This window comes from Amphibacillus sediminis NBRC 103570 (assembly GCF_001552275.1).
In the GTDB taxonomy this organism is placed as follows: domain Bacteria; phylum Bacillota; class Bacilli; order Bacillales; family Amphibacillaceae; genus Amphibacillus_B; species Amphibacillus_B sediminis.
Window position 1 is genome coordinate 76,577 of record NZ_BCQW01000003.1, and the last position, 24,263, is coordinate 100,839.

A 24,263-nucleotide genomic window follows, 5' to 3' on the forward strand; every position below is an offset into this window, starting at 1 on the left:
ATTTTTTATTCATCGACCAATTTGATTAGGCATACTGGAAACATCAACACGACCTTTGGAGTGAAAGCTACAGACGTTTTCTCACCACATGGAAATGAAAAGCATCACTTCGAAAATAGTTTGCAGAGTACAAAATCGGCTGATGATCTTCAGTATAATGCATTTGTCTAAGTAACAGTAAGGACTGATCAGGACGACAATTTAAAATCGCAGAAATTTTTTCATGAAAGCCGATTGGTTCAATATGGGCATTCGCATATTGAATGCGTTTTCCCGTATAACGCTCAATTAAACGAAAAATTGAGTCTTGACTATGTATTTGACCAATTGGAATAAGATCATTATTCACTTTGTCAATACAATAGACAACTGGCTCTCCATCTGCTGTTCTAACACGCTCCACTCGAGCTATTGCTAGGACGTCCGACGAGTTAAACCTTTCCAAATCTGTCGCCGTTGGTTCAATTACTTCAGCTGCTACGTATTGCGTACCAGGAACTTTTCCTGCTTTCCTAATCATCTCGGACACACTACCTAGCTCTTCAATACCAGAAGAGTAGATAGGCTTAGGATTAACAAAAACACCCATTCCTAACCTTCTCGTTACGATGTTTTCTTCAACTAATTGATCAATGACAGCCTCCATGATTGTACGTGTTACGTGATAGGCTGTAGCTAACTCATAGAGAGGATGGAGCTTCTCATTTGGCGGATAGACACCTTGTTCGATGTCCTGTCGCAGCCGTGAAAGCGTCGCTTTAAACAGGTCATAATTATCATGTTCACTCGCCATTTAAAATCCTCCAGTAAGTAAATCAAATAGATTGGTCACTAACAATATACCATTTAAGATTAAATAAATAAACAAAAAATAATACAAATTACACAAAATCTCTTAAATACAAAAAAGTATTATTTATCTGAATATTCACTAATAAGAACCGTTCTTGGTTTTGATCCCTCATAGGGTCCAACAATCCCCCGAGCCTCCATCATATCTATTAAACGAGCTGCTCGCGTATAGCCTATTCTAAAGCGACGTTGTAGCATGGACACACTAGCACTTTGCATTTCCACGATGAGTTGTACCGCTTCGTCAAAAAGCTCATCTTCCGGCTCTGCTGGTCGTTGTTCTTGTTCATCTGGAATCATGTCCTCTTGATAATTCACTTGTTGTTGATCAATACAATGATCGACAATACGCTCAACTTCTTCATCAGAGAGAAAAGCACCTTGAATACGGGTTGGCTTAGACGCACCAACCGGTAAAAATAGCATATCTCCTCGACCCAGTAGCTTCTCAGCACCGCCCGAATCTAGAATCGTGCGTGAATCGGTTTGTGAGGAAACGCTAAAGGCAATTCTCGATGGGATATTTGCTTTGATAACACCTGTAATAACATCCACTGACGGCCGCTGGGTAGCAATGATCAGATGAATTCCCGCCGCACGTGCCATTTGGGCTAAACGCGTAATGGAGTCCTCAACATCATTCGATGCGACCATCATTAAATCAGCTAACTCGTCAACAAGTACAACAATATACGGGAGTAACGGTTGAGTATCCTGCTCAGAAGCCGTTTCATTATAGCGCTTGACATAATTATTGTAGCCTTCGATATTTCGATTACCCGTATCAGAAAACAATTCATAACGCCGCTCCATTTCGCTTACCACCTTCTTTAAGGCTTGAGAAGCTTTTTTTGGGTCTGTCACTACTGGAGCTAACAAATGAGGAATACCATTATAAATGTTCAATTCGACCTTTTTCGGATCAATCATCATCATCTTAACTTCATGTGGTTTTGCTTTCATTAAAATACTGGTAATAATTCCATTGATACAAACACTTTTACCGCTTCCTGTTGCACCAGCAACGAGTAAGTGTGGCATTTTGTTTAATTCAGCTACAACAGCATCACCCGAAATATCACGACCAAGGATAAAAGATAGAATAGAACTTTCTTGAGCTTGCTTTGTTTCGAACACCTCACGCAATGATACCATTGAGATTTCATCATTAGGGACTTCAATTCCAACAGCTGATTTACCCGGTATTGGTGCTTCAATACGAATGTCCTTAGCCGCAAGCGCCAATGCCAAGTCATCATGCAAGTTGACAATCTTGCTAACTTTCACACCCGCCTCTGGGTAAATTTCATATTTAGTCACTGCTGGTCCGACATGTACCCGTGTTACCTTTGCTTTCACACCAAAGCTATTAAAGGTCCGCTCAAGCTTGCGCACAACAGCTTGAATTTGTCCGCGTTCTTGTTGGTGTTTTTTGCTACTTGATTCATTTAACAAATGAATCGGAGGTAATTGATAATCAACATTCTCCATTTCGGTCATGGGGGCCACCGCTAGCGTTTCATCATCTTGATCATCATTTTGTTTTGCTGTTGCTTGTTCAGCTTTGTCCAGTATTTGGTCAGCATCATTGATCGCCTGCTCTGCATATGCAATTTCAGGAAACGCTTGAATAACCGGTTCCTCTTCCTCCCCTAGTTCAGACGGTTGATTCGTCATTTCAGTTTGTGCTTCATTATTGGTAGACTCTTGCTTTGCTTTTGCTTCTTTTTGTTGCTTCCGTCTTTCTTGGCGTTTCTTTTGTTTTTTCTTGGCATACTGACGGTAATGTTTCATTAAGCTTTCTATTAAATGACCAATCGAGATATTTGTCATAAAAATAAACCCAACAATTAACATAGAAACAGCTAAAAAGATCGCTCCAGTTGTTGAGAAAAGTACATATGTAAAAGCATAAAGACCAGCTCCAAGCATTCCTCCTCCTAATACGCGTCCATCAACGGTCCCATTTAAATAATTCATATATTGTGACCAGGTCATCCCAATAACTGAGGCTTGGTCTGAACTGGCTAAGTAATGTCGATATTGATCAATATGACTTAGGAGTAACATAGCTAAAAAAAGGATGAACAAACCTAGCATTTTACGTGTAAATAATTTAGGAAGCTTTCGTTTTACCATTAAATAGACTCCAATGGCAAATAGAGCTATTGATGCAACCATATACCAAAAGCCGAAAAAGAAGCGAAAAAAGTTTTCTAGCCATGCTGGAATGATACCATCGCTTATCGTACCAGCTCCACTTCCAAATATCGCCAATAAAATAAATAGAATACCATACAGCTCATACTTAAGCTGTGATTTTTGTTTAGCTGTTTTTCGTTTGTTTTTTTTACGAGCCATCGAGAAACCTCCTTTACCGTAAAATGTCAACTCTATCATTATATCATAATTTCCCTAAGAGAATCAGAAACTTTTGAGCTGTTTGCTATACCTACTCGAAAAATTCCATCATCAAATATAGTAATGTCTTTGTACTAGGGAAATTGAAAAGAGTACAATATCTGACCCAGATATTGCACCCAACTTTAATCAACGCAATCGCTCCTCGTCCTGACCGATACAGACAAGTACAAAGAGCTAACAAAACATCTCCACTAAGTAAGCTAAGAGTCGGCTTGATAAAGTAAAACTTCGTTCAATGGGGGGCATAGGATGTGCTCGTGCAGACGTTGCAACACGACGTCGCGAACTTAGTTAGCTTCCTCTCTTCCCTACTGAACGTGAGTTGAACCAATCGGGCCGTTACTGGCTGTTGGATCTCCCACTTAGACATGACGTGCTCCCTTATTTCTTGAAGGGGAAGGCTTACAAAAGCCCTTCGATGGGGCGAGTAATCGCAGCCCCAGCCAGTTACACTGCGATAAGCATTTAATCTGTAGCAGCAAACTTCTTTTTGACAATGCTCTAAGTTTTAGTCTTTTGATCGTGCTAAATCATTTAAATGAAAGGCTTGATGCAAGGCATTTATGGCTGGAACTAAATCACTATCTTTAACTAATACCCAAATCGTGGTATGACTATCGGCTGATTGCAAGATCTGAATCCCAGCATTGGTTAAACTCTCGACAATCTTGGCTGTCACGCCAGGGACACCTGTCATACCAGCTCCTACTAATGAAACCTTCGCACAGTGTGGAACAAACTTAGGCTGATAACCCAATTCTAGCAATACCGTCTGCGCTTTTTCACTGTGTAATTCTGGGATAGTATAAATCACACCACTAGGAAATATATTGATAAAATCGACTGATATACCTGCTTCCGCCATCGCTTTAAAGACTTGGGCGTGTAGGACCTCAACCTGCTGATCTGATTCAATTTTGACTTGGGTAATATTTGACATATGAGCAATACCCGTAATTAACCGATCCGGAATATCCTTGCCTTTACCTTGATCAGCTGAAGCTGTAACCAAGGTTCCGACATGTTCTTGAGCAGTTGAGCGAACCCGTAATGGGATCTTTGCCTGCATAGCGATCTCAACAGCACGTGGGTGAATAACTTTGGCACCTTGATAAGCTAAATTGCATATTTCATTATAAGTAACCACTTTGAGTGTACGGGCATCTTTTACCATGCGCGGATCTGCTGTCATGATTCCGTCAACATCAGTAAAAATATCGATAAATTTCGCATCTAAAGCCGCACCTAGTGCTGCTGCTGAAGTATCACTACCTCCTCTTCCTAGAGTCGTGATTTCTCCACTGTCTGTCTGGCCTTGAAAGCCAGCGACAACTACAACATCATTCACTTCAAGCTCTTGCTTAATACGATCCGTCTCCATTGACTTAATTTTAGCTGATGTAAAATCAGCTGTTGTAACAAAACCAGCCTGTGCTCCAGTTAAAGCTGTGGCTTGAAGTCCTTCTGCCTTTAATTCATTTGAAAAAACAACAGCTGATATCATTTCACCACAAGAGAGTAATAGATCCACTTCACGCTTTGAATGATAGCCATTCGGAAAGTCGATTAAGCTTAATAAAGAGTCTGTGGCATAGGGCTGTGGTGATCGTCCTATGGCAGAGACAACGGTCACCACTTTGTATCCTTCCCTTCGTGCAGCTTTAACATGCTTAATGGCTTGACTGCGGGTTTCTTTATTTTGAACAGAGGTTCCACCAAATTTTTGAATTAAAATCTCCATACATCCACCTCTAATTTACTTGAGCCAATTTTGATTAATCAAAGATTCTGCAATTTGAACGGAGTTCCAGGCTGCCCCTTTTAATAAATTATCTGATACAATCCATAAATGAAAACCATTAGACTGGTCTAGATCCTTTCTGATTCGCCCAACAAAAACATCTGGTTTTCCAGCTGCATCAAGTGGAGTTGGATAAATTTGATTGGATGGATCATCTACTAAGGTAACGCCAGGCGCTTGGATCAAGGTTTGTTGAATGGATCGAACTTCAGCTGCTTTGTCCTCTACTTCGATATAGACACTTTCGGCATGGGAAGTAAAGAATGGTAGCCGCACACAAGTTGCAGCCACAGCTAAGTCTTCAGCATGCATAATTTTTCTAGTTTCGTTAATCATCTTCATCTCTTCAAAGGTGTAGCCATTGTCTTGAAAGACATCGATTTGTGGCAGTGCATTAAAGGCAATCGGATAGTGCTTTGCCGCTCCTTTGACAGGGAGTAGCTTTGCGGTTAGGTCTTCACCATTTAAAAAGGCCTGGGCCTGATCCTTTAACTCCTCCACTGCAGCAGTCCCTGCACCCGAAACAGCTTGATAAGTCGAAACAATGACTCGTTTTAAACCGAATTTGGCTTGAATTGGTTTAAGCGCGGCAACCATTTGGATGGTCGAACAATTTGGATTGGCAATAATCCCTTTATGCGCTTTGATATCTTCTTCATTCACCTCTGGCACGACAAGAGGTACATCCTGATCCATACGAAATGCACTGGTGTTGTCGATCACAACAGCACCTCTCTTAACAGCTTCCTTAGCAAGGGATTTAGAGACAGATCCCCCAGCAGAAAATAACGCAATATCAATGCCTTCAAAGCTCTCAGGCTTTGCTTCTTCTAATGTATAATGAACACCCTTAAAACTCATCTTCGTTCCTGCAGAACGACTAGATGAAAGTAATTTTAATTGTTTAATAGGAAAATCTCTTATTTCTAGTGTTTCTAGCATCTTCTGGCCAACTGCTCCTGTTGCACCAACAACGGCTACATTATAGCTTTTTACTTCCGACATAAAAAATCCCCTCTCCACAAGCTTAATAAAATTGTAATTACTATTTTAACATATATTCTTATGGGGAAGGGAGTGATCGTTTAAATTTATTGATCATATTCTTATTATAAGCGCCTTAGTATGTCATAATGATGGGCTGATACTGTTCATGCTGTAAAGCAGCTTTAACTGTATCTACTAAATACTCCATCTTGGCAACAAGCGAGTTGGGTTTGCTAAATGGTGCATCTTGACCAAATGGAACGAAATAAATTCCTTTGGTGGCCATTAGGCGCATTAAATTAACACCGTTTAATCCTAAAGCATCATTAGTTGAAATCGCTAGTACTACAGGGGCTTGATTGCGCATGGTTGCTTTTGTTGCCATTAGTACTGGGCTATCTGTGATCGCATTGGCTAGCTTGCTCAGTGAGTTACCGGTCAATGGAGCCACTACCATGCAATCAAGTGGATTGGCTGGACCAAATCCTTCGGCTAGTTCGATTGAACGAACAGGACTATGGCCTGTTAATTCTTCTAAACGCTTCAGGTGATCTTCTGCATCCCCGAAGCGGGTATCAACAGTCTGTACTGTATAGGATACAACTGGCTGAACGTCAGCTCCTTCTTTGACCAACTTTTCGATCATTGGAAAGACCTGATCGTATGTGCAATGGGATCCTGTTATGCCAAAGCCTATCTTCTTATTTGTTAACACGAGGCTGCCGACCTACTTTCTATTTAGAGTCGTTGATCAATTGATCAATAACTTTGGCCAATATTTCCCCAGCCGTTTTAGGTGCAACACGTGCTGGTAAACCTAACGCATGAATACTGGTTAATCCTCGCTGATTAGCATATTCAAAATCTATTCCACCAGGCTTTGAGGCCAAATCAATTAGTAATGCATCTGTTTTCAATGTATTAATCTCGTTTTTATCAACAACTAGAACGGGTATGGTATTAATCAAGAGATCACACTTTTCAGTATATGCTGTAAGCTGATCGAGGTGAAATCCAGTAAAGCCAAGGGTCGAAGCTCTGGCGATGTCGCTTGCTTTACGGACACCAACGGCTACTTCCGCTCCCAATTTAGCAAACTTATCCGCAACGGTTAAACCGACTCTACCTAATCCAAGTACAATCACATTAGCATCATGCAAGGTGATTTTCATATGCTGAATGGCTAACATGATTGCTCCCTCAGCAGTTGGGATTGCATTATATATCGCTACATCATCACGTTCCATAAGCGGAATAAGCTTAATGTTGTGACACTTTACTACCTTATCTAAATATGGTGTTGATATGCCTGTAAAAACAAAACAATGGTTAGGTAGTCTACTGAACCAATCTTCTGGAATTGTTACGACTTGGTTGGAAAAAACAGCACTAATCTCCCCATTAACATTTACACCAGTAATGGGTAAGATCACTGCATCCAATTGACTTGGTTCCACTTGATTAAGGTCGACGGCACTCACCCCAAAATAGCCGGGATCTAATTGATCATAGCCAACTAAATTAATTTTTAGCGTTTCTTGACAAGCAAGTTTTTTGATTAATTCCAAATAGCGAGCATCACCGCCGATAACGGCAATCTGCTTTATTTCACCCATTACCTTATCACTTCCATTTCTAATCAAAATTGCTGGTTATGCACTATACTCTCTCTTTATCTTATGCCAGCGGCTTTTCACAGTGCAAATGATTAATGAAATAGGTGATTAACATAAGCATGTTAACCAACACAACATTACGACAAGATTAATAACAATAGATTGTAAAGCGTAGATTAGTTTTGGATCAAAGTTATTTCTAGACATAGGTTTTTTTCAATTAAGGCAACCTGAATGGTTACGTTACCGGTGAAAATCCCATACTTATCAACTCAATGTCCTGAATAATTAACTTAAAAGAGATAACATGTTATCAAGAATTTTTCACTAATGCTAATCCAATAATAAGAAAACCTAATCACAACACCAAAATGGTGTCGAGATTAGGAATGATTAATCTGTGCGGTTTACAATAATCGTGTCTTGGCCGATCTTTTTTATTTGTTGCCAGTTAATCTTTGTCGCACCTTGATCACGTTTCATACCAAACATACGGTAGCTCGGAATAATAAAGGCGTTAATCTGTCCCGTTTTTGGATCAAGTTCTATATCCGTCTGACCAAGTAACCCTAACCGTGAGCCATCCTGCAAATTCACGATTTCTTTACTACTTAAATCACGATAACGCATGTACTTCCCTCCCTCATTGTATGATATGAAAGACATAAGCAAAAAAGAAGTTGAAGTCGTATGCTTAAAATAAGTTGATAATCCATCAATTTTGTATATTTAAAATTGACATGTTACTTACTGGCTGTTGAATCTCCCACTTAGACATGACGTGTTCCCTTATTTCTGGCTCTCTGTCAAATGTGGTGGTGCGAATTTCACTCCACCATCGCTTTTGTTAAAAGGCTTTATACACAAATAGTGATTATGCATAGACCGCAGAGGGAAATATACTCGCTTTCCGCGGACGAACGCCCGAGCCTCCTCGCAAAGCCCCGCTGTGGGGTCTCGGATCGCCCGTTTTTCCGCAGGAGTCTCGCATATTTCCTCTGCTAAGTTCCTTTATGCCAAAGCTTACTAACCTCTTGTCACCACAATATTTTCTTTTTCAATCGTTCAAAATCTTTAATACCATATGACATACGCTTTGTCACTTTGATTGTATTATTGACACCTTCAATTTATCCATTGTTAAAAGGATACATAAATGACTGTAGAATCTCCTGTTTCCAACGTTGAAATGTTCTCCTTACTTTATGAAAAGACTCCATATTAGAAGCCTTCATAGCCAATAGACATTCTTCTAATCCTTGCGTAGCAGTCTTTTCATTACTCTCTTTAAACCATTAATCGAGCTTATTTTTTAGTTCATATGCTTCTTGTAATCGAGGATGTATTTTTACTAATTGGTTTACTTTTTCTCGCTCTTCATCTGAGAATTTATAGATGGATTTCCAAAGTAATTTCTTGCTTCTTTTCATGTGTATTCTTTCTTTTTTCTCCATATTTCGTTGTACTTCACGTCTTACTTCATCTAACTGTTATAACGGAGGGCACCACCACATTTAGTATAGAGCCTTATTTCTTGAAGTGGGAGGCTTTCAAAAGCCCTTCGATGGGGCGAGTAATCGCAGCCCCAGCCAGTTACACTGCGATAAATGGGGGATCACAATTTCAAAAAACAAAAAACAGGTGAAGAAAAACAATTCGTTTTTCTTCACCTGTTTGATTTAGGAATTGACTGCTCATTGTTTAAGCTATGATTTGTCTTTCTGTTTCTCTTGTTCATCTAATAGAACGGCTTTTCTAGATAAATTGATTCGACCTTGTCGATCAATTTCTTTAACTTTTACCATGACTTGATCGCCGATTTTAACCACATCTTCAACTTTATTCGTACGTTCAATCGCTAGCTCTGAAATATGAATTAACCCTTCTTTACCTTTAAATAACTCAGCAAATGCACCGAATTTCTCAATACGCTTGATCGTAGCTAAATACATCTCACCAGCCTGAACTTCACGCACAATATCTTCAATGATCTGTTTAGCCTTTTGGTTCATTTCATTATCTGTTGAGGAAATAAACACTTTTCCATCTTGTTCAATATCAATTTTAACCCCAGTTTCTTCGATGATTTTATTAATCTGTTTACCACTTGGACCAATCACATCACGAATTTTATCCGGATTAATGCTTAATGTTAAAATCTTTGGTGCATATTCTGATAATGTTTCATTTGGCTCAGCAATGACTTCAGCCATATGCTGCAGAATATGCATACGCCCTATACGTGCTTGCTGTAGGGCCTCTTCTAATATTTCACGAGATAGACCTTCAATTTTAATATCCATTTGTAAAGCAGTTACACCTTTTTCAGTTCCTGCTACTTTAAAGTCCATATCACCAAGAAAATCTTCCATACCTTGAATATCACTTAAAACGGTATAGTCTGAACCATCTTTAACCAATCCCATTGCGATACCAGCTACAGGAGCTTTAATTGGAACGCCTGCATCCATCATAGCTAGAGTCGAGGCACAAATACTAGCTTGTGACGTTGAACCATTTGATTCCAGTACTTCCGAAACCAAGCGGATGGTATACGGGAACTCATCCTCTGTAGGAATGACTTTTTCTAAGGCTCGCTCTCCTAAAGCACCATGCCCAATTTCACGACGGCCAGGTCCACGTATTGGTCCTGTCTCTCCTACACTAAAGGAAGGGAAATTATAGTGATGCATAAACCGTTTAGACTCTTCTAAATCTAAACCATCAAGGATTTGGACATCACCTAATGCACCAAGCGTACAAACACTCAGAGCTTGAGTTTGTCCACGTGTAAATAATCCTGAACCATGAGTACGTGGTAAAAGGCTAACTCGAGAGGTTAAAGGTCGAATTTCTTCTGGTTTCCGACCATCTGGACGGATTTTCTCTTTCGTAATCAAACGACGAACCTCATCCTTTACCATCTTATCAAGAATATCTTTTACTTGAGCAATAGTTGCTTCGTCAGCTTCTTGTTCTTCGTATGTGACGACAATTTCTTGCTTAACAGCATCAATCGCTTCTTCTCTAGCATGTTTTTCAACGACTTGAATCGCTTCAATAAGCTTTTGCTTTGCTGATTGTTCAAGTTCTGAAGCTAAATCTTTATTTAACTGGTAAAGATTAACTTCCATCTTTTCTATTCCTACCGTTGCGTAAATTTCCTCTTGAAACGCGACTAATCGCTTAATTTCTTCATGTCCAAACATGATTGCTTCAAGCATGACATCTTCTGAAACCTCATTTGCACCGGCTTCTACCATGTTAATGGCGTCTTTCGTACCAGCAACCGTCAAGTCGATATCACTTTTTTCCCGCTGTTCAGTTGTCGGATTGATAATAAACTCTCCATCGACACGACCTACAATAACACCTGCAATTGGACCACCAAATGGAATATCTGATACACCTAATGCGATTGAGCTACCAATCATAGCCGCAATCTCTGATGGAGCATTCTGATCAACACTCATCACCATACTAATGACTTGCACATCATTACGGAACCCATCAGGGAAAAGTGGACGGATAGGTCGATCAATTAAACGTGAGGTTAGAACAGCTTTTTCACTTGGACGTCCTTCACGTTTAATAAAACCTCCAGGAATCTTACCTACAGCATAAAGCCGTTCCTCGTAGTTAACCGTTAGTGGAAAAAATGGTAAATCCTTCGGTTCTTTTGAACCTGTTGCAGTTGCTAAAACGGAGGTATCACCATAGTGAACCATACATGCTCCGTTTGCTTGCTTTGCTAGCTCACCAACTTCAACAACAAAGGGCTTACCGGAAATTTCAGTTTTAAATACATGTTTATTTACCATACTTTTGAATTACCCCTCTCTTATGTGTGAATAACAAGCACACTTAAGCAAAAGCATCTAGACTATCGTAAAAGATGGTGAGGGCTGTCCAGCATATCCCGTTGCATCATATTATTATCTTGCTCCATCCTGATCAAAACATTAAATAAAAAATGATTTAATGCTTAGATCAGAATCGAGCGCAAGGATATAATGGCTGTTTAGATGCCCCTCGGCCGTTTACTCATGCTTGAGCTTAAGCTTAGCTCTCTCACTTTAAAATGCTAAAAACAGCCTTTTTACAGGTTGTTCAATATATCACCGAATAATTGCAGTGCATCTCCTAGAGTTTTTCTGCTGCCCATGCTCTAATCGCATACATCTTGCCACTCAAAACGGAGCCACTTAATTTGCTTCTAATCAGGCTTTTTGAACACTAATTTAGTAAAGAAGCTGATAACATTTCAGTGAGGAAAACGTCAACTGTTATTGACGCTTTCATCACTGAAATCAAGTCATTTTAACGCGAATTAGTTGAAATGAAATTAATATACAGAAAAAGCGGGAACATATCCCGCTTTTTAGTGCATTATCGACGTAAGCCAAGCTTTTCGATCAGCTGACGGTAACGCGTAACGTCTTTATTACGTAAATACGTTAATAAATTACGACGCTTTCCAACCATTTTTAATAAACCACGACGAGAATGATGATCCTTTTTGTGGACACGCAAGTGATCATTTAAGCTCGTGATTTCCTCAGTTAGGACAGCGATTTGAACCTCTGGAGATCCAGTATCGTTCTCATGTGTTTTGAATTCATTAATGATTTCATTTTTACGTTCTTGTGTGATTGCCATCCTTTTCACCTCCTAATAATACGAATTAAAACCCCAATCCCCTAGCAAGCGTTGGAGAAGCGCTTTGCCAAGTGGATGGTTTCCGTTAATTAGATTAACGCTTTTTTGAATAAAATGCAAGTCTTAGTTAGTATTTCTTGAAAAAAGTTGACGAATTTCTACTTCATCTTGTTTAATCCGTTCAATAAGGGTATCAACACTGTCAAATTTATATTCAGGTCGAATGAAGTTCTGCCAATGAATTGAGATCGTCTCATCATAAAGATCCCCATCAAAGTCGAGAATATGAACTTCTAATTTAACATCATTATCTGCTTCATCACTAACAAATGTCGGATTATAGCCTAAATTCGCCATCCCGTGTAGGCACTGATTTTTTGCTTGGACAGTGACATAATAAACGCCTGTACGTGGCAATGCCTGACTTGGGTCAATCTTCAGGTTAGCAGTTGGGAATCCGATTAAACGCCCTCTTTTATAGCCTGAAATAACGGAACCTTTTGTTGTTAATGGTCTCGTCAGTAGCTGTTTAGCAATGTCAACCTTCCCTTCTGCTAGTAAGTGACGAATTCGGGTTGAACTTACTTTCTCTTGGTTAACGGTATGCTTTTCGACAATCGTTACTTGAAAATGCCCTCTAGCATGTTGGTCAAGTGTATTTATATTTCCTTTACCCATATGTCCGTATGTAAAATCAAAGCCACAAACTAGATGGTTAATATTGAGATCGACAATGAAATGATTGATAAAGGCTTGTGGTGCTAGCTTGGCTAAATTCAAATCAAAATGAACGAGATAAAGAATATCGACACCAAGCTCAGCTAAAATCGCTTCTTTTTGTTCCAATGGTGTTAAATATGTGATGCGCGCTTTATCCTTTTTTAATATAGCTGATGGATGGGGAGTAAAGCTCATCACAGCTAACTTTTGGTTTGACTGCTCTGCAAGTTGTTTAGCTGTTTGAATGACCTTCTGATGCCCTTGGTGTATCCCATCAAAAAAGCCAATCGCACATACAGAGCTATCTTCTGTTTTTGGGATGTATTGATGTTGAAAGTCTAGTTGTATTTTTTGCACATGCGGCACCTCCTTACCTTTCACTATTAAAGACACGTAATGGTTTAATTTCCCCTGCCTTGGTCGGGTGGCTCTGGTAAATAGCTAGTAATTTTCCCTTATGTTCAACACGATATGCCCGATCACTATTCCAGTCATCCGGTTGTGATAATTTTTGTCCATTTAAAACACGGCTTACTAACTTTTCATTTACTTGATAAACAGGAAGATGACTTAAACCTGACTGAATGGGATAAAGACATTCAGTTAAGCGTGCACTATCTTTCAACTGTTCTAATTGTTCCAGTGTATAGGTTTGCTTTTTCGTAAAGTCAGCTGTACCTGTTCGGATAAGCTGCGACATATGAGCAGGATAACCTAGAGCTTTGCCAATATCAACAGATAAGGTGCGGATATAGGTACCTTTTGAAACAGTCGCTTGAAATTGAAATACTGCACGATCCGATTTAAAAGACAATGAATGCTCTATATAAGTAATATCATCAACTCTAACTTGACGAATAGGACGCTCTACTGGTTGATTTTCTCTAGCATATTGATAAAGTCTCTTGCCATTTACTTTCACAGCTGAATAGAGTGGAGTAACTTGTTCGATCTGCCCAAGAAAATTTAATAACACACGTTCAATCACTGTTTCCGTTATGGCGCCTTTGTTGACTGGGGTCTGTTCGATTACCTTCCCCGTCTGATCTTCAGTATCAGTCGCATAACCTAAAGTAACTTCAGCCAGATAAGTTTTACTTGTATCCGTTAAATAAGGAACAATTTTCGTTGCTTCTCCAATACAAATAGGTAAAACACCTTGCACTTCTGGGTCTAACGTACCTGTATGTCCAACTTTTTTCGTTGCAAAAATTCGCCGGAGTCTAACCACACAGTCATGTGATGTCATTCCAACAGGTTTCCACAATGGAACTATACCATTCATGGTCATTCCTCCAAACCTTCACTTCTAATAGACGTTGCTGAAAAAGCGACGTAATACGTGCCCGTTTATTCGAATCGTTTTCCAATTCAAATGATCTATATACCGCTAATATTTAGCCTTTAAAGGTTTTACGAATAAAACAAAACCCCTGTATCATTATAGACCAAGGGTTTTGTGAAGTAAAACATTATTCATTTGATTGATTTAGATTGCGAATTAAACTTTCAATACGATTTCCTGTTTCAATCGTTTCATCAATCTCAAATAATAATTCCGGTGTCTTTCGAAGGCGAATACGTTTGCCTATCTCAGAACGAATAAAACCTTTAGCTTTTGTTAAACCGAGTAATGTGCTTTGTTTTTCCTTTTCCTCACCTAGAATGGTTAAGTAAACGGTAGCCTGCTGTAAATCACCAGTTACTTCTACATCTGTGATTGTAACAAAGCCGACTCTAGGATCCTTAATCTTTCTTGTAATGATGTCACCTAGTTCCTTTTTCATTTGTTCAGCAACACGGTTTGCTCGCATTTCACTCATCAATGCTCACCTCAATTTCTAAATCATGGCCTTCTTATAGCTTTACCCGAACCATTGTTTTTCTACACGCGTTCGTTCTATTTCTGGAAAAGAATCAATTAATGCTAAGCAGGCATCTAGTACCTGCTCAGCGTGAACGCAATCTGGCGAAATGGTCCCAATTCCAATTAAGGTAGTTTGCCATAAATCTTGAAAGTCAAGCTCACTAATAGTTATGTTGTATCTATTTTGTAGCCTTGTTATCACTCGCTTTAAAACTGAACGCTTTTCCTTTAGTGAATGGGCTTCATAAATGAAGCATTCAATTTCAGCATACAAAATCATGTTCGTTCAATTTCTTCCATGATAAAGCATTCAAAAACATCACCGACTTTGATATCATGGAAGTTTTGTAGCGTGATCCCACACTCATAGTTTTGGTTAACTTCTTTAACATCATCTTTAAATCGTTTAAGGGAGTCAATTTCCCCTTCGAAAATAACCACACCATCACGAATGACACGCACGCCAGAATCCCGAGTAATTTTACCATCGGTTACATAGCTACCAGCAATTGTACCAATTTTTGATACTTTGAAGGTTTCACGTACTTCTGCTTGACCAATGACCTTTTCTTCATACTCTGGATCAAGCATCCCTTTCATTGCAGCTTCAATTTCTTCAATGGCTTTATAAATAATTCGGTGAAGACGGATATCTACTTTTTCTGTTTCGGCAGCTTTTTTAGCGTTTTGGTCTGGACGAACATTAAAGCCAATCACAATCGCATTTGATGCAGAAGCTAAGATAATGTCAGACTCTTTTATTGCCCCAACACCTGTATGAATAATATTAACTTTAACACCTTCAACGTCAATTTTCTTCAATGAAGCAGCCAATGCCTCAGCAGAACCCTGAACGTCAGCTTTAAGGATAATGTTAATATCTTTAATTTCACCTTGCTTGATTTGATTGAATAAGTCTTCTAAGCTGACCTTCGCTTGGTCACCACGACGTTCTTCAATTTGCTTCTGTTGACGGAGCTCACCGATTTGTCTGGCTGTTTTTTCATCCTTGAACACGACAAAACGGTCACCAGCTTGAGGCACATCACTTAAGCCTGTAATCTCAACTGGAGAGGATGGACCAACCTTCTTCACGCGTCTGCCTAAATCATTTACCATCGCCCGGACACGCCCATAAGTGTTCCCAACAACAATTGGATCTCCAACCTGTAACGTACCATTCTGTACAAGTAATGAAGCAACTGATCCGCGACCTTTATCTAACTCAGCTTCAATGACCGTTCCATCCGCACGTTTATTAGGGTTGGCTTTTAATTCCTCAACCTCAGCAACAAGTAAAATCATTTCAAGTAAATCATCGATTCCCTCACCTTGAAGAGCCGACATCTGAACAAAGATGGTTTCTCCTCCCCAATCTTCAGGAATTAACTCATATTCTGTTAGTTCCTGCATGACACGATCAGGATTCGCTCCTTCTTTGTCCATTTTGTTGACAGCTACAATAATAGGAACCTCTGCTGCCTTAGCATGGTTTATCGCTTCAACAGTTTGAGGCATAACCCCATCGTCGGCCGCGACCACCAAAATAGCAATATCGGTCACTTGAGCACCACGTGAACGCATACTAGTAAAAGCTGCGTGACCTGGTGTATCTAAAAATGTTATTTTCTTATCATTTACCTTTACTTGATAGGCACCAATATGCTGCGTAATCCCACCTGCTTCTCCTTCCGTCACTTTTGTATGACGAATCGAATCAAGTAATGTTGTCTTACCATGATCAACGTGACCCATAATGGTAACAACAGGAGGACGTTCAACTAGCTGATCTTGGTCATCTGCTTCAATATACTGAAGTAGGTCTGTTTTATCTACCTCGACTTCTTTTTCAACCGTCACATTATATTCGCTACAAATAAGTTCGATTGAATCATCGTCCAAATCTTGATTTTTAGTAGCCATTACTCCTAAAAACATCAATTTTTTAATGATTTCACTAGCTTCTTTCCCTAATTTACTCGCAAGTTCGCCAACAGTTAATGACCCAGAGTAGCTTAAAACCTGACTATTAGATTTAGTATTTACAGGCTTAGGCTCAGGCTTCTTTTTACTTGGTTCTTGCTTGGTGTTATCCGTGTTTGTAGACTTATGTTTTTTAGATGGGTTTGTTTTGGCTGGCTTCGCATTAGCTTCCTTCTGTGGTGTTGTTTTTGGTTTTTGATAAATTGCATCTAATTTAGTTAAATCTTGATCAGAAATGGTCGACATATGATTCGATACTTCTATTCCCATTTCTTTTAATTTATTAATCAATTCCTTGCTTGAAACATTATGTTGTTTGGCATATTCATAAACTCTTACTTTTGCCATACAGTCACCCCCGAATAATATTTAATCGAGTAATGAGCAAATCTTTTGAGCAAATCCTTGGTCCGTAATGGCTACTGCCACTCGTCCCGATTTACCGATAGCATGAGATAGAGCCTGCCGATCTGTTATGGAACGGTAGGGTACCTTGTAATATCGACATTTATCTGTTAGTTTCTTCCCTGTTTGAAAACCAATATCCTCAGCTAACAAGACAAGCTTTGCCTGTCCGCGCTTGATATCCTTTAAGATTTGATCCTCTCCAACAGATAGTTTGCGAGCTCTTGCCGCTAAACCGATCATATTCAAATATTTTTGCTCGTTACTCAATGTCTTCACCTTTAATTACACGTCTTAAATTCTGGTACAAGTCAGCAGTTTGCTTTGTTTGAAAGTGCCGTTCGATGACTTGTTTTTTTTCTGCCTCATCAACAACGGATAAATCATTCGATACATAAGCGCCACGTCCATTTTTCTTACCAGAAGGATCAACAAAGACGTCTCCTTCTTTCGTTCTCACAATACGAATTAATGATTGCTTCGGTTTCATTTCTTGTGTCACAATACACTTTCTAAGCGGAATTTTTTTATTCTTCTTAGGCATCGTCAAGCTCCTCCTTAATCAAATAAATCTTCATCCGCATCAAACAATGGTTCGTATTCCTGTTCTGGTTGGTCAGATAAAAGGTTTAATTCACTTGCGTCTGACTCACTTTTTATGTCTATTTTCCAACCTGTTAGCTTAGCGGCCAGACGTGCATTTTGACCTCGTTTTCCGATCGCTAGGGAAAGCTGATTGTCTGGTACAATCACCGTGGTTGCTTTTTGTTCTTCATTTACAATAACCTTTGTAACTTTAGACGGGCTTAGAGCATTAGAGACATAAACAACTGGATCATCAGAATATTCGACGATGTCTATTTTTTCACCCTTCAACTCATCTACAACGGTTTGGACACGCTGACCCTTTTGACCTACACATGAACCCACAGGATCCACTTCAGGATCACGGGCATATACAGAAATTTTCGAGCGATCTCCAGCCTCCCGAGCTACAGATCGAATTTCGACTGTCCCATCATATATTTCAGGGACCTCTGTCTCAAATAATCGTTTCAATAAACCTGGGTGAGAACGTGAAACAAAGATTTGTGGGCCTTTGCTTGTATTTTCCACTTTTGTAACAAATACTTTAATCCGATCATGCACTTGGTAGCTTTCTGTTGGCATTTGCTCTGATTCTGCTAATTTAGCTTCAACTTTACCTAAATCGATGTAAACAAATCGTGGGTCAACCCGTTGAATAATACCGTTCATAATATCTTCTTCTCGATCGATATATTCACTAAAGATGACACTACGCTCAGCTTCTCGGACACGCTGTGTAACGACCTGCTTCGCTGCTTGGGCAGCAATTCGGCCAAAGTCTCTTGGTGTTACCTCTACCTCAACAACATCGCCCAATTCATAATTAGGATTGATTTCTTTTGCTGCATCAATATGAAGCTGTTGTTGACTATCTTCAACCTGATCGACTATTTCCTTACGTGAAAATACATGCATACTGCCCGTTTCCTCATTTAAATCTACACGGACATTGGTTGCTGATTTAAAATTCTTTTTATAAGCCGAGATAAGCGCAGCTTCTAAAGCTTCAATTAATATATCCTTATCAATGCCTTTTTCTTTACTTAAATAATGAATGGCATCAAAAAGCTCCTTACTCACAATACTTCCCCCTTTAATTAAATGATACCGCTAATCGAGCCTTAGCCATTTTTTTGAACGGTATTTCAACGTATTTGGTACGTGCTTTATCTTTAATTTCTAATTTTGCCTGCTCATTTTCATCAAATGAAACTAATATGCCTTCATATTCTTTGGCACCATCAATAGGCTGGTAAAGCTTGACATAGACATGATGTCCGATATGTGCATGAAAATCTGCCGGTTTTTTTAATGGGCGTTCTGCACCAGGTGAAGATACTTCTAAGTAGTAAGGTGTTGAAATAGGATCACTGTCATCTAAGCGTTCACTCAATTGCTCTGATACTCGTTCACACTCTTCGATGTCTACACCGCCAGGTTTATCGATAAACACACGCAAAAACCAGTTTTTCCCTTCTTTTGTGAATTCAACTTCAACTAATTCTAGATTCATATCTGTTAAAATAGGTTGAACTAATTTTTCCGTTTGCTCAGTTACACTTGCACTCATATTTTCCCTCCTTTGAAATCAATTGACTGACTCAGCACATCAATATTCTTTCATTTAGTTTTAGACTTTATCGTGATTTTAACTTCATTCAGCAGAAGTCTGCCACTTGAGATGAGTACCTATTATTATCCCATTCAGTAGGGGTTCAAATCCCGGCTGAATAAAGTTAAAGCCTCTGGTGGATACCCAAGGCGAATTTGATTTAAGTCTAGAATACTTTACCAAATAAATAAAAGCAAACTGAAGACCAATCCAGCTCCGCATGAATAGGTCGGACAATGATAAATCCCTTGCCAAGCGGCAAGGGACAAAGCAGTCGACATTGAAATAAGCACGAAAACCGAACAAGCTGTAAGAAAGAGTGGGTTACCCCACTCTTTCCAAAAATACCAGTCGATTCAAAACTAACATCATTCTAACATATTTATCCCATCTAGGCAAGCTTAGTCACAATCAAAATAGCGATAATTGATTCTTCTCTTCCATCCCAGCTAAGCAACCATGGTTATCAAGATATTCTAAGACCGTTTTTGATATACGGCTTCTTTCACGCAAATCTTCTTTAGATAAAAATTCACCTTGTTCACGTGCTTTCACTATATTTACAGCTGCATTCGTACCTAAGCCATCAATGGCATTAAACGGTGGAATGAGACTGTTACCATCAACAAGAAAATCTGTCGCACTGGAACGGTATAAATCAACCTTACCAAATGAATAACCGCGCTCATTCATCTCTAAAGCAAGTTCAAGAACAACCACTAAGCTTTTTTCTTTTGGTGAAGCATCGTTACCTTTCTTGTAAATATCCTCAATTCGCTGACGAATCGCACTCGATCCTTTAATCATCGTATCGAGCTCAAAGTCACTTGCTCTCACAGTAAAGTATGCAGCATAAAACAGCAGTGGATGATGAACTTTAAAATAGGCAATCCGAATTGCCATTAAGACATAGGCGGAAGCATGTGCTTTTGGGAACATATATTTAATTTTCTTACATGAATCAATGTACCAGTCTGGAACATCATGTTTTTTCATTTCAACTATCCATTCATCTTGCAGCCCTTTACCTTTACGTACCGATTCCATAATTTTAAAAGCTAGAGAAGCCTCGAGCCCCTTATGCATTAAATAGACCATAATATCATCTCGACATCCAATTACATCAGGAAGCTGGCAAATCCCTTCATTGATCAGCTCTTGAGCATTGCCTAACCAAACATCGGTCCCATGCGATAGACCGGAAATAATAACTAATTCAGCAAATGTCTTTGGCTTGGTATCCTCTAACATTTGACGAACAAATCGTGTACCAAATTCCGGTACACCTAGAGTACCCGTTTCACACATAATTTGCTCAGGTGTGACACCAAGTACTTCTGGAGAAGAGAATATCTTCATGACTTCTTCATCATCAGTCGGAATGGTCATCGGATCCATCCCACTTAAATCCTGTAGCATTCTAATCATGGTTGGATCATCGTGTCCAAGTATATCTAATTTAAGCAAATTATCATGGATCGAGTGAAAGTCAAAATGGGTGGTACGCCATTCAGAATTTCGATCATCTGCTGGGTATTGAATCGGGGTAAAATCATATATATCCATATCATCTGGTACAACAATAATACCACCAGGGTGCTGGCCGGTTGTTCGTTTTACTCCCGTACACCCTTGAACAAGGCGATCGACTTCAGCATTTTTCAGATGGAGTCCGTGATCACTAGCATACCCTTTAACATAGCCATAGGCAGTCTTCTCGGCAACGGTACCAATCGTACCGGCTCGATAAACTTTGTCCTCACCAAACAAAACTTTTGTATAGTTATGGGCAACAGGTTGATATGCCCCTGAAAAGTTCAAGTCAATATCTGGTACTTTATCCCCTTTAAAGCCTAGAAAGGTCTCAAAAGGAATATCTTGTCCGTCTTTATGATAGGCAGTGCCACATTTCGGACATGTCTTATCAGGTAAATCATAACCACTTCCAAACTGGCCATTTGTGAAAAATTCATTATGCTTACAGTTTGGACACACGTAATGTGGCGGTAATGGATTCACTTCTGTTATTTCAGTAAAGGTCGCAATTAATGATGAGCCAACTGAACCACGTGATCCAACTAAATATCCATCATCTAACGACTTTTTAACCAATTTATGTGAAATCAGATAAATAACAGCGAAGCCATGGCCAATAATACTTTTTAATTCCTTCTCCATCCGCTCAACGACGAGTTCGGGCAAATCATCACCATAGATATTACGAGCATAAGCATAACTCATATCCCGAATCTCTTGGTCTGCTCCTTCAATATTCGGGGTATAGAGGTCTTTTTTAATTGGACTAACTGGTTCAATTTGATCTGCAATCGCTTGTGTCTGTGTCACTACTATTTCCTTAGCTTTTTCTTCTCCCAAAAAGTCAAAGCAAGCTAGCATTTCATCGGTTGTTCGGAATGGGACGTCTGGTAAGGTTTGCCGACTAAGTGGATTCCCATTTTGTGATTTAACTAAAATTTTTCGATAGGCTTTATCTTGTTCATCTAAATAATGAACATTTCCCGTAGCGACACACGGTTTATTAAGGCGGTCAGCTAACTCTACTAAATTACCAATAATATCATAGATTTGTGCCTCATTTTGAACAAGCTCCCGTTCAATCAATGGTAAATAATTTGCTGGTGGCTGGACTTCAATATAGTCATAGAAAGCAGCAACTTTTTCAGCTTCATCTGCTGACTTTTGCATCATCGTTTCAAATACTTCACCTTTGTCACAAGCACTCCCTACTAAAATACCTTCCCGATGAGCCGTGAGTTTAGACCTAGGTATGCGAGGAACACGATAAAAATAATCAACATGTGCAATTGAAATCAGTTTAAAGATGTTCTTAAGTCCTTGTTCATTTTGAGCTAACAGCGTAGCGTGATAAGGACGTGCTCTCTGATAAGCGTTACCTTCTCCCATGTGTAGATTTAACTGGTTATGGTTAACAATACCTTTTTCTTTCGCCTCCATAATTAGCTTCCATAGTAAATAACCCGTTGCTTCCGCATCATAAATGGCACGGTGATGCTGGGTAAGCTCAATATTATAATGCTTACATAAGATATTCAAACGATGACTTTTTAGTTGAGGTAATATAAATCGACCTAACTCTAGTGTATCGATGACAGGGTTATAGACTTGCTTCATGCCATGCTTTTCAAAACCTTGGTTAATAAACCCCATATCAAAGCTTGCATTGTGGGCAACAAGTACGTCGTCACCAATCCATTTCTTAAAATCTGCTAAAACCTCTTCAACCTCTGGGGCATCCTTTACCATATCATCTGTAATGCCGGTTAAGTCAATGGTCGTTTGCGATAACGGATGGTGTGGATTAGCAAAACGCTCAAAACGATCAATAATATCCCCGTTTTTTACTTTTACAGCTGCAAGCTCAATAATAGTATCATAAACAGCTGAAAGCCCTGTTGTTTCCACATCAAAAACGATATAAGTGGCCTCTTTCAGATCAATATCTGCTTCATTATAAGCAATCGGTACACCATCATCAACAAGATTAATTTCTACGCCATAAATCATTTTTATCCCATGCTTTTGACTTGCTGCATGGGCTTCCGGGTACGCTTGAGCAACAGCATGGTCGGTTATTGCAATGGCTTTATGTCCCCATTGCGCGGCCCGCTCCACTAATTTAGATACGGATACGACGGCATCCATTTGGCTCATCGTTGAGTGACTATGTAACTCGACGCGCTTTTCTTCTTCTAATGCTGTATCTTGCTTTAGCTTTGCCTTAATCTCATTAAGGTCGGTCATCATCATGGTCAACTCGTTTGAAAACGTATCGGTTTGAATACTGCCGCGAACTTTAACCCACATGCCCTTTTTGACAGCCTTGAATTTTTCTTGATCCTGATCACCCTTTGAAAACATTTTCAAAGAGAAGGAGTCGGTATAATCTGTTACTTTTGCAATTAATAAGTGCCGACCTGACCGTAGTTCTCGAATCTCCGCATCAAAAAGATAGCCTTGCAAAACAACTTTGCGTTCCTCTTCAAGAATATCTTTCATTTGAACAGGGTCTTCTTTAATTGGGTAGCCCAAAATTAATGGTTCATTAGATTTTTCTTGTTCACCTTTATTTGTCCGCTCTTGCTTTTCTTCGATTGCTTTTTTAACTAGCAGCTTATCCTCCAACGCCTTTTGCTCTCGGAATTTCTCTAAATCTGATTCAATGGACTCCACAATAAACTCTAATGGCCAAGACGAAATCCCTGCTTTTACACAGAAGGATTGATACGTACTAATTAGACGACTCTTTAAGATCGTAGCCTCTGTCTCATTTCTAGCTTTCAGGATCAATTTACGATCTTTAACTGTTGGCTGCTGTTCTATAAGCCATGTTTGATGTGCTGGAGAAATCCCTGGTTCTGATTCAATAAATTCACGCCAGTATCCAGCTACGTCTTCTTCATTAATAGTTTGGTCAATACAGTCTATTACAAATCCAACCGTGGCAATTTCTTCAAAAGATTTGCTTAAATTTAATTTTAAAAGACGATATTGTTGAATGGGTAAAGGCTTCTCAAGTTGAAAATAAAATGTCCAACGTTTCGCTTTTTTAAAAACTTCTAGTTTTTTAATTTGACCATTTCTATAGTGTTGAGCTTGATCTTGCTCACTTATATTAATCTGATCTAATAATACCTTTAATTTATCATGCCCAGATAATTTCATCACTAACCTCCTATATCCGCTCGATAGTGAAGTGGCAAAACCCTT

At 39.3% G+C, this 24,263-nt stretch carries 19 protein-coding genes and 1 pseudogene; all 20 read right to left on the reverse strand.

All coding sequences use genetic code 11. The features are described 5' to 3' along the window. Positions 1 to 67: 67 nt before the first annotated feature. The 20 genes and pseudogenes from ASE01S_RS03500 to ASE01S_RS03590 all read right to left on the reverse strand — a co-directional run bounded on the left by ASE01S_RS03500 (position 68) and on the right by ASE01S_RS03590 (position 24,218). Entirely contained in the window at positions 68 to 793 is a 726-nt protein-coding gene (locus tag ASE01S_RS03500; RefSeq protein ID WP_067838443.1) for a GntR family transcriptional regulator, read from the reverse strand. Positions 794 to 912: 119 nt separating this feature from the next. Continuing rightward, positions 913 to 3,213, reverse strand: a complete 2,301-nt coding sequence (locus ASE01S_RS03505) for an FtsK/SpoIIIE family DNA translocase (RefSeq protein ID WP_067838446.1) — start codon at positions 3,211 to 3,213, stop codon at positions 913 to 915. Between the two features lie 571 nt (positions 3,214 to 3,784). Continuing rightward, positions 3,785 to 5,017, reverse strand: a complete 1,233-nt coding sequence (gene dapG, locus ASE01S_RS03510) for an aspartate kinase (RefSeq protein WP_067838449.1) — start codon at positions 5,015 to 5,017, stop codon at positions 3,785 to 3,787. 15 nt (positions 5,018 to 5,032) lie between these two features. After that, positions 5,033 to 6,082 (reverse strand): aspartate-semialdehyde dehydrogenase, encoded by a 1,050-nt coding sequence (gene asd, locus ASE01S_RS03515; protein WP_067838454.1) that lies wholly within the window; start codon positions 6,080 to 6,082, stop codon positions 5,033 to 5,035. A gap of 115 nt (positions 6,083 to 6,197) precedes the next feature. Then, entirely contained in the window at positions 6,198 to 6,779 is a 582-nt protein-coding gene (dpaB, locus tag ASE01S_RS03520) for a dipicolinate synthase subunit B (RefSeq protein WP_067838457.1), read from the reverse strand. Positions 6,780 to 6,798: 19 nt separating this feature from the next. Next, complete coding sequence (dpaA, locus tag ASE01S_RS03525; RefSeq protein ID WP_067838460.1) at positions 6,799 to 7,680, reverse strand: dipicolinic acid synthetase subunit A; 882 nt, start codon at positions 7,678 to 7,680, stop codon at positions 6,799 to 6,801. A 393-nt stretch (positions 7,681 to 8,073) separates the two neighbouring features. Next, positions 8,074 to 8,310 (reverse strand): YlmC/YmxH family sporulation protein, encoded by a 237-nt coding sequence (locus ASE01S_RS03530; protein WP_067838463.1) that lies wholly within the window; start codon positions 8,308 to 8,310, stop codon positions 8,074 to 8,076. A 407-nt stretch (positions 8,311 to 8,717) separates the two neighbouring features. After that, a pseudogene (locus ASE01S_RS16135) lies at positions 8,718 to 9,167 on the reverse strand (transposase); the annotation flags it as partial. Between the two features lie 219 nt (positions 9,168 to 9,386). Beyond that, positions 9,387 to 11,501: a polyribonucleotide nucleotidyltransferase gene (gene pnp / locus ASE01S_RS03535; protein WP_067838465.1), complete on the reverse strand. Its 2,115-nt coding sequence runs from the start codon at positions 11,499 to 11,501 to the stop codon at positions 9,387 to 9,389. Between the two features lie 568 nt (positions 11,502 to 12,069). After that, positions 12,070 to 12,339 carry a 30S ribosomal protein S15 gene (rpsO, locus tag ASE01S_RS03540; protein WP_067838468.1) on the reverse strand — a complete coding sequence of 90 codons (270 nt, stop codon included), beginning with the start codon at positions 12,337 to 12,339 and terminating at the stop codon, positions 12,070 to 12,072. 123 nt (positions 12,340 to 12,462) lie between these two features. Then, a complete protein-coding gene (locus ASE01S_RS03545; RefSeq protein WP_067838471.1) occupies positions 12,463 to 13,416 on the reverse strand; it encodes a bifunctional riboflavin kinase/FAD synthetase in 954 nt (317 codons plus the stop codon). A 13-nt stretch (positions 13,417 to 13,429) separates the two neighbouring features. Beyond that, positions 13,430 to 14,344, reverse strand: a complete 915-nt coding sequence (gene truB / locus ASE01S_RS03550) for a tRNA pseudouridine(55) synthase TruB (RefSeq protein ID WP_067838474.1) — start codon at positions 14,342 to 14,344, stop codon at positions 13,430 to 13,432. A gap of 187 nt (positions 14,345 to 14,531) precedes the next feature. Beyond that, positions 14,532 to 14,882 carry a 30S ribosome-binding factor RbfA gene (rbfA, locus tag ASE01S_RS03555; RefSeq protein ID WP_067838477.1) on the reverse strand — a complete coding sequence of 117 codons (351 nt, stop codon included), beginning with the start codon at positions 14,880 to 14,882 and terminating at the stop codon, positions 14,532 to 14,534. A 42-nt stretch (positions 14,883 to 14,924) separates the two neighbouring features. Further along, a complete protein-coding gene (locus ASE01S_RS03560; protein WP_067838483.1) occupies positions 14,925 to 15,206 on the reverse strand; it encodes a DUF503 domain-containing protein in 282 nt (93 codons plus the stop codon). Further along, positions 15,203 to 17,257, reverse strand: a complete 2,055-nt coding sequence (gene infB, locus ASE01S_RS03565) for a translation initiation factor IF-2 (protein WP_067838484.1) — start codon at positions 17,255 to 17,257, stop codon at positions 15,203 to 15,205. The genes ASE01S_RS03560 and infB overlap by 4 nt, the downstream gene beginning before the upstream one ends. Positions 17,258 to 17,278: 21 nt before the next feature. Beyond that, positions 17,279 to 17,584 carry a YlxQ family RNA-binding protein gene (locus ASE01S_RS03570; protein ID WP_083512006.1) on the reverse strand — a complete coding sequence of 102 codons (306 nt, stop codon included), beginning with the start codon at positions 17,582 to 17,584 and terminating at the stop codon, positions 17,279 to 17,281. Beyond that, positions 17,577 to 17,858 (reverse strand): RNase P modulator RnpM, encoded by a 282-nt coding sequence (gene rnpM, locus ASE01S_RS03575; protein ID WP_067838485.1) that lies wholly within the window; start codon positions 17,856 to 17,858, stop codon positions 17,577 to 17,579. The genes ASE01S_RS03570 and rnpM overlap by 8 nt, the downstream gene beginning before the upstream one ends. A 14-nt stretch (positions 17,859 to 17,872) precedes the next feature. Then, the gene (nusA, locus tag ASE01S_RS03580; protein ID WP_067838488.1) at positions 17,873 to 18,982 is read right to left on the reverse strand and encodes a transcription termination factor NusA; all 1,110 of its coding nucleotides are present in this window, start codon (positions 18,980 to 18,982) and stop codon (positions 17,873 to 17,875) included. 13 nt (positions 18,983 to 18,995) lie between these two features. Continuing rightward, the gene (rimP, locus tag ASE01S_RS03585; RefSeq protein ID WP_067838491.1) at positions 18,996 to 19,472 is read right to left on the reverse strand and encodes a ribosome maturation factor RimP; all 477 of its coding nucleotides are present in this window, start codon (positions 19,470 to 19,472) and stop codon (positions 18,996 to 18,998) included. Between the two features lie 453 nt (positions 19,473 to 19,925). After that, positions 19,926 to 24,218, reverse strand: a complete 4,293-nt coding sequence (locus ASE01S_RS03590) for a PolC-type DNA polymerase III (protein WP_067838494.1) — start codon at positions 24,216 to 24,218, stop codon at positions 19,926 to 19,928. Positions 24,219 to 24,263: the final 45 nt, after the last annotated feature.

Excerpts from the sequence above, each read along its gene's own strand:
- ASE01S_RS03500 (WP_067838443.1), bottom strand. The coding sequence starts at position 793 with ATGGCGAGTGAACATGATAATTATGACCTGTTTAAAGCGACGCTTTCA.
- ASE01S_RS03505 (WP_067838446.1), bottom strand. The coding sequence starts at position 3,213 with ATGGCTCGTAAAAAAAACAAACGAAAAACAGCTAAACAAAAATCACAG.
- dapG (WP_067838449.1), bottom strand. The coding sequence starts at position 5,017 with ATGGAGATTTTAATTCAAAAATTTGGTGGAACCTCTGTTCAAAATAAA.
- asd (WP_067838454.1), bottom strand. The coding sequence starts at position 6,082 with ATGTCGGAAGTAAAAAGCTATAATGTAGCCGTTGTTGGTGCAACAGGA.
- dpaA (WP_067838460.1), bottom strand. The coding sequence starts at position 7,680 with ATGGGTGAAATAAAGCAGATTGCCGTTATCGGCGGTGATGCTCGCTAT.
- ASE01S_RS03530 (WP_067838463.1), bottom strand. The coding sequence starts at position 8,310 with ATGCGTTATCGTGATTTAAGTAGTAAAGAAATCGTGAATTTGCAGGAT.
- pnp (WP_067838465.1), bottom strand. The coding sequence starts at position 11,501 with ATGGTAAATAAACATGTATTTAAAACTGAAATTTCCGGTAAGCCCTTT.
- rpsO (WP_067838468.1), bottom strand. The coding sequence starts at position 12,339 with ATGGCAATCACACAAGAACGTAAAAATGAAATCATTAATGAATTCAAA.
- truB (WP_067838474.1), bottom strand. The coding sequence starts at position 14,344 with ATGAATGGTATAGTTCCATTGTGGAAACCTGTTGGAATGACATCACAT.
- rbfA (WP_067838477.1), bottom strand. The coding sequence starts at position 14,882 with ATGAGTGAAATGCGAGCAAACCGTGTTGCTGAACAAATGAAAAAGGAA.
- ASE01S_RS03560 (WP_067838483.1), bottom strand. The coding sequence starts at position 15,206 with ATGATTTTGTATGCTGAAATTGAATGCTTCATTTATGAAGCCCATTCA.
- infB (WP_067838484.1), bottom strand. The coding sequence starts at position 17,257 with ATGGCAAAAGTAAGAGTTTATGAATATGCCAAACAACATAATGTTTCA.
- rnpM (WP_067838485.1), bottom strand. The coding sequence starts at position 17,858 with ATGCCTAAGAAGAATAAAAAAATTCCGCTTAGAAAGTGTATTGTGACA.
- rimP (WP_067838491.1), bottom strand. The coding sequence starts at position 19,472 with ATGAGTGCAAGTGTAACTGAGCAAACGGAAAAATTAGTTCAACCTATT.
- ASE01S_RS03590 (WP_067838494.1), bottom strand. The coding sequence starts at position 24,218 with ATGAAATTATCTGGGCATGATAAATTAAAGGTATTATTAGATCAGATT.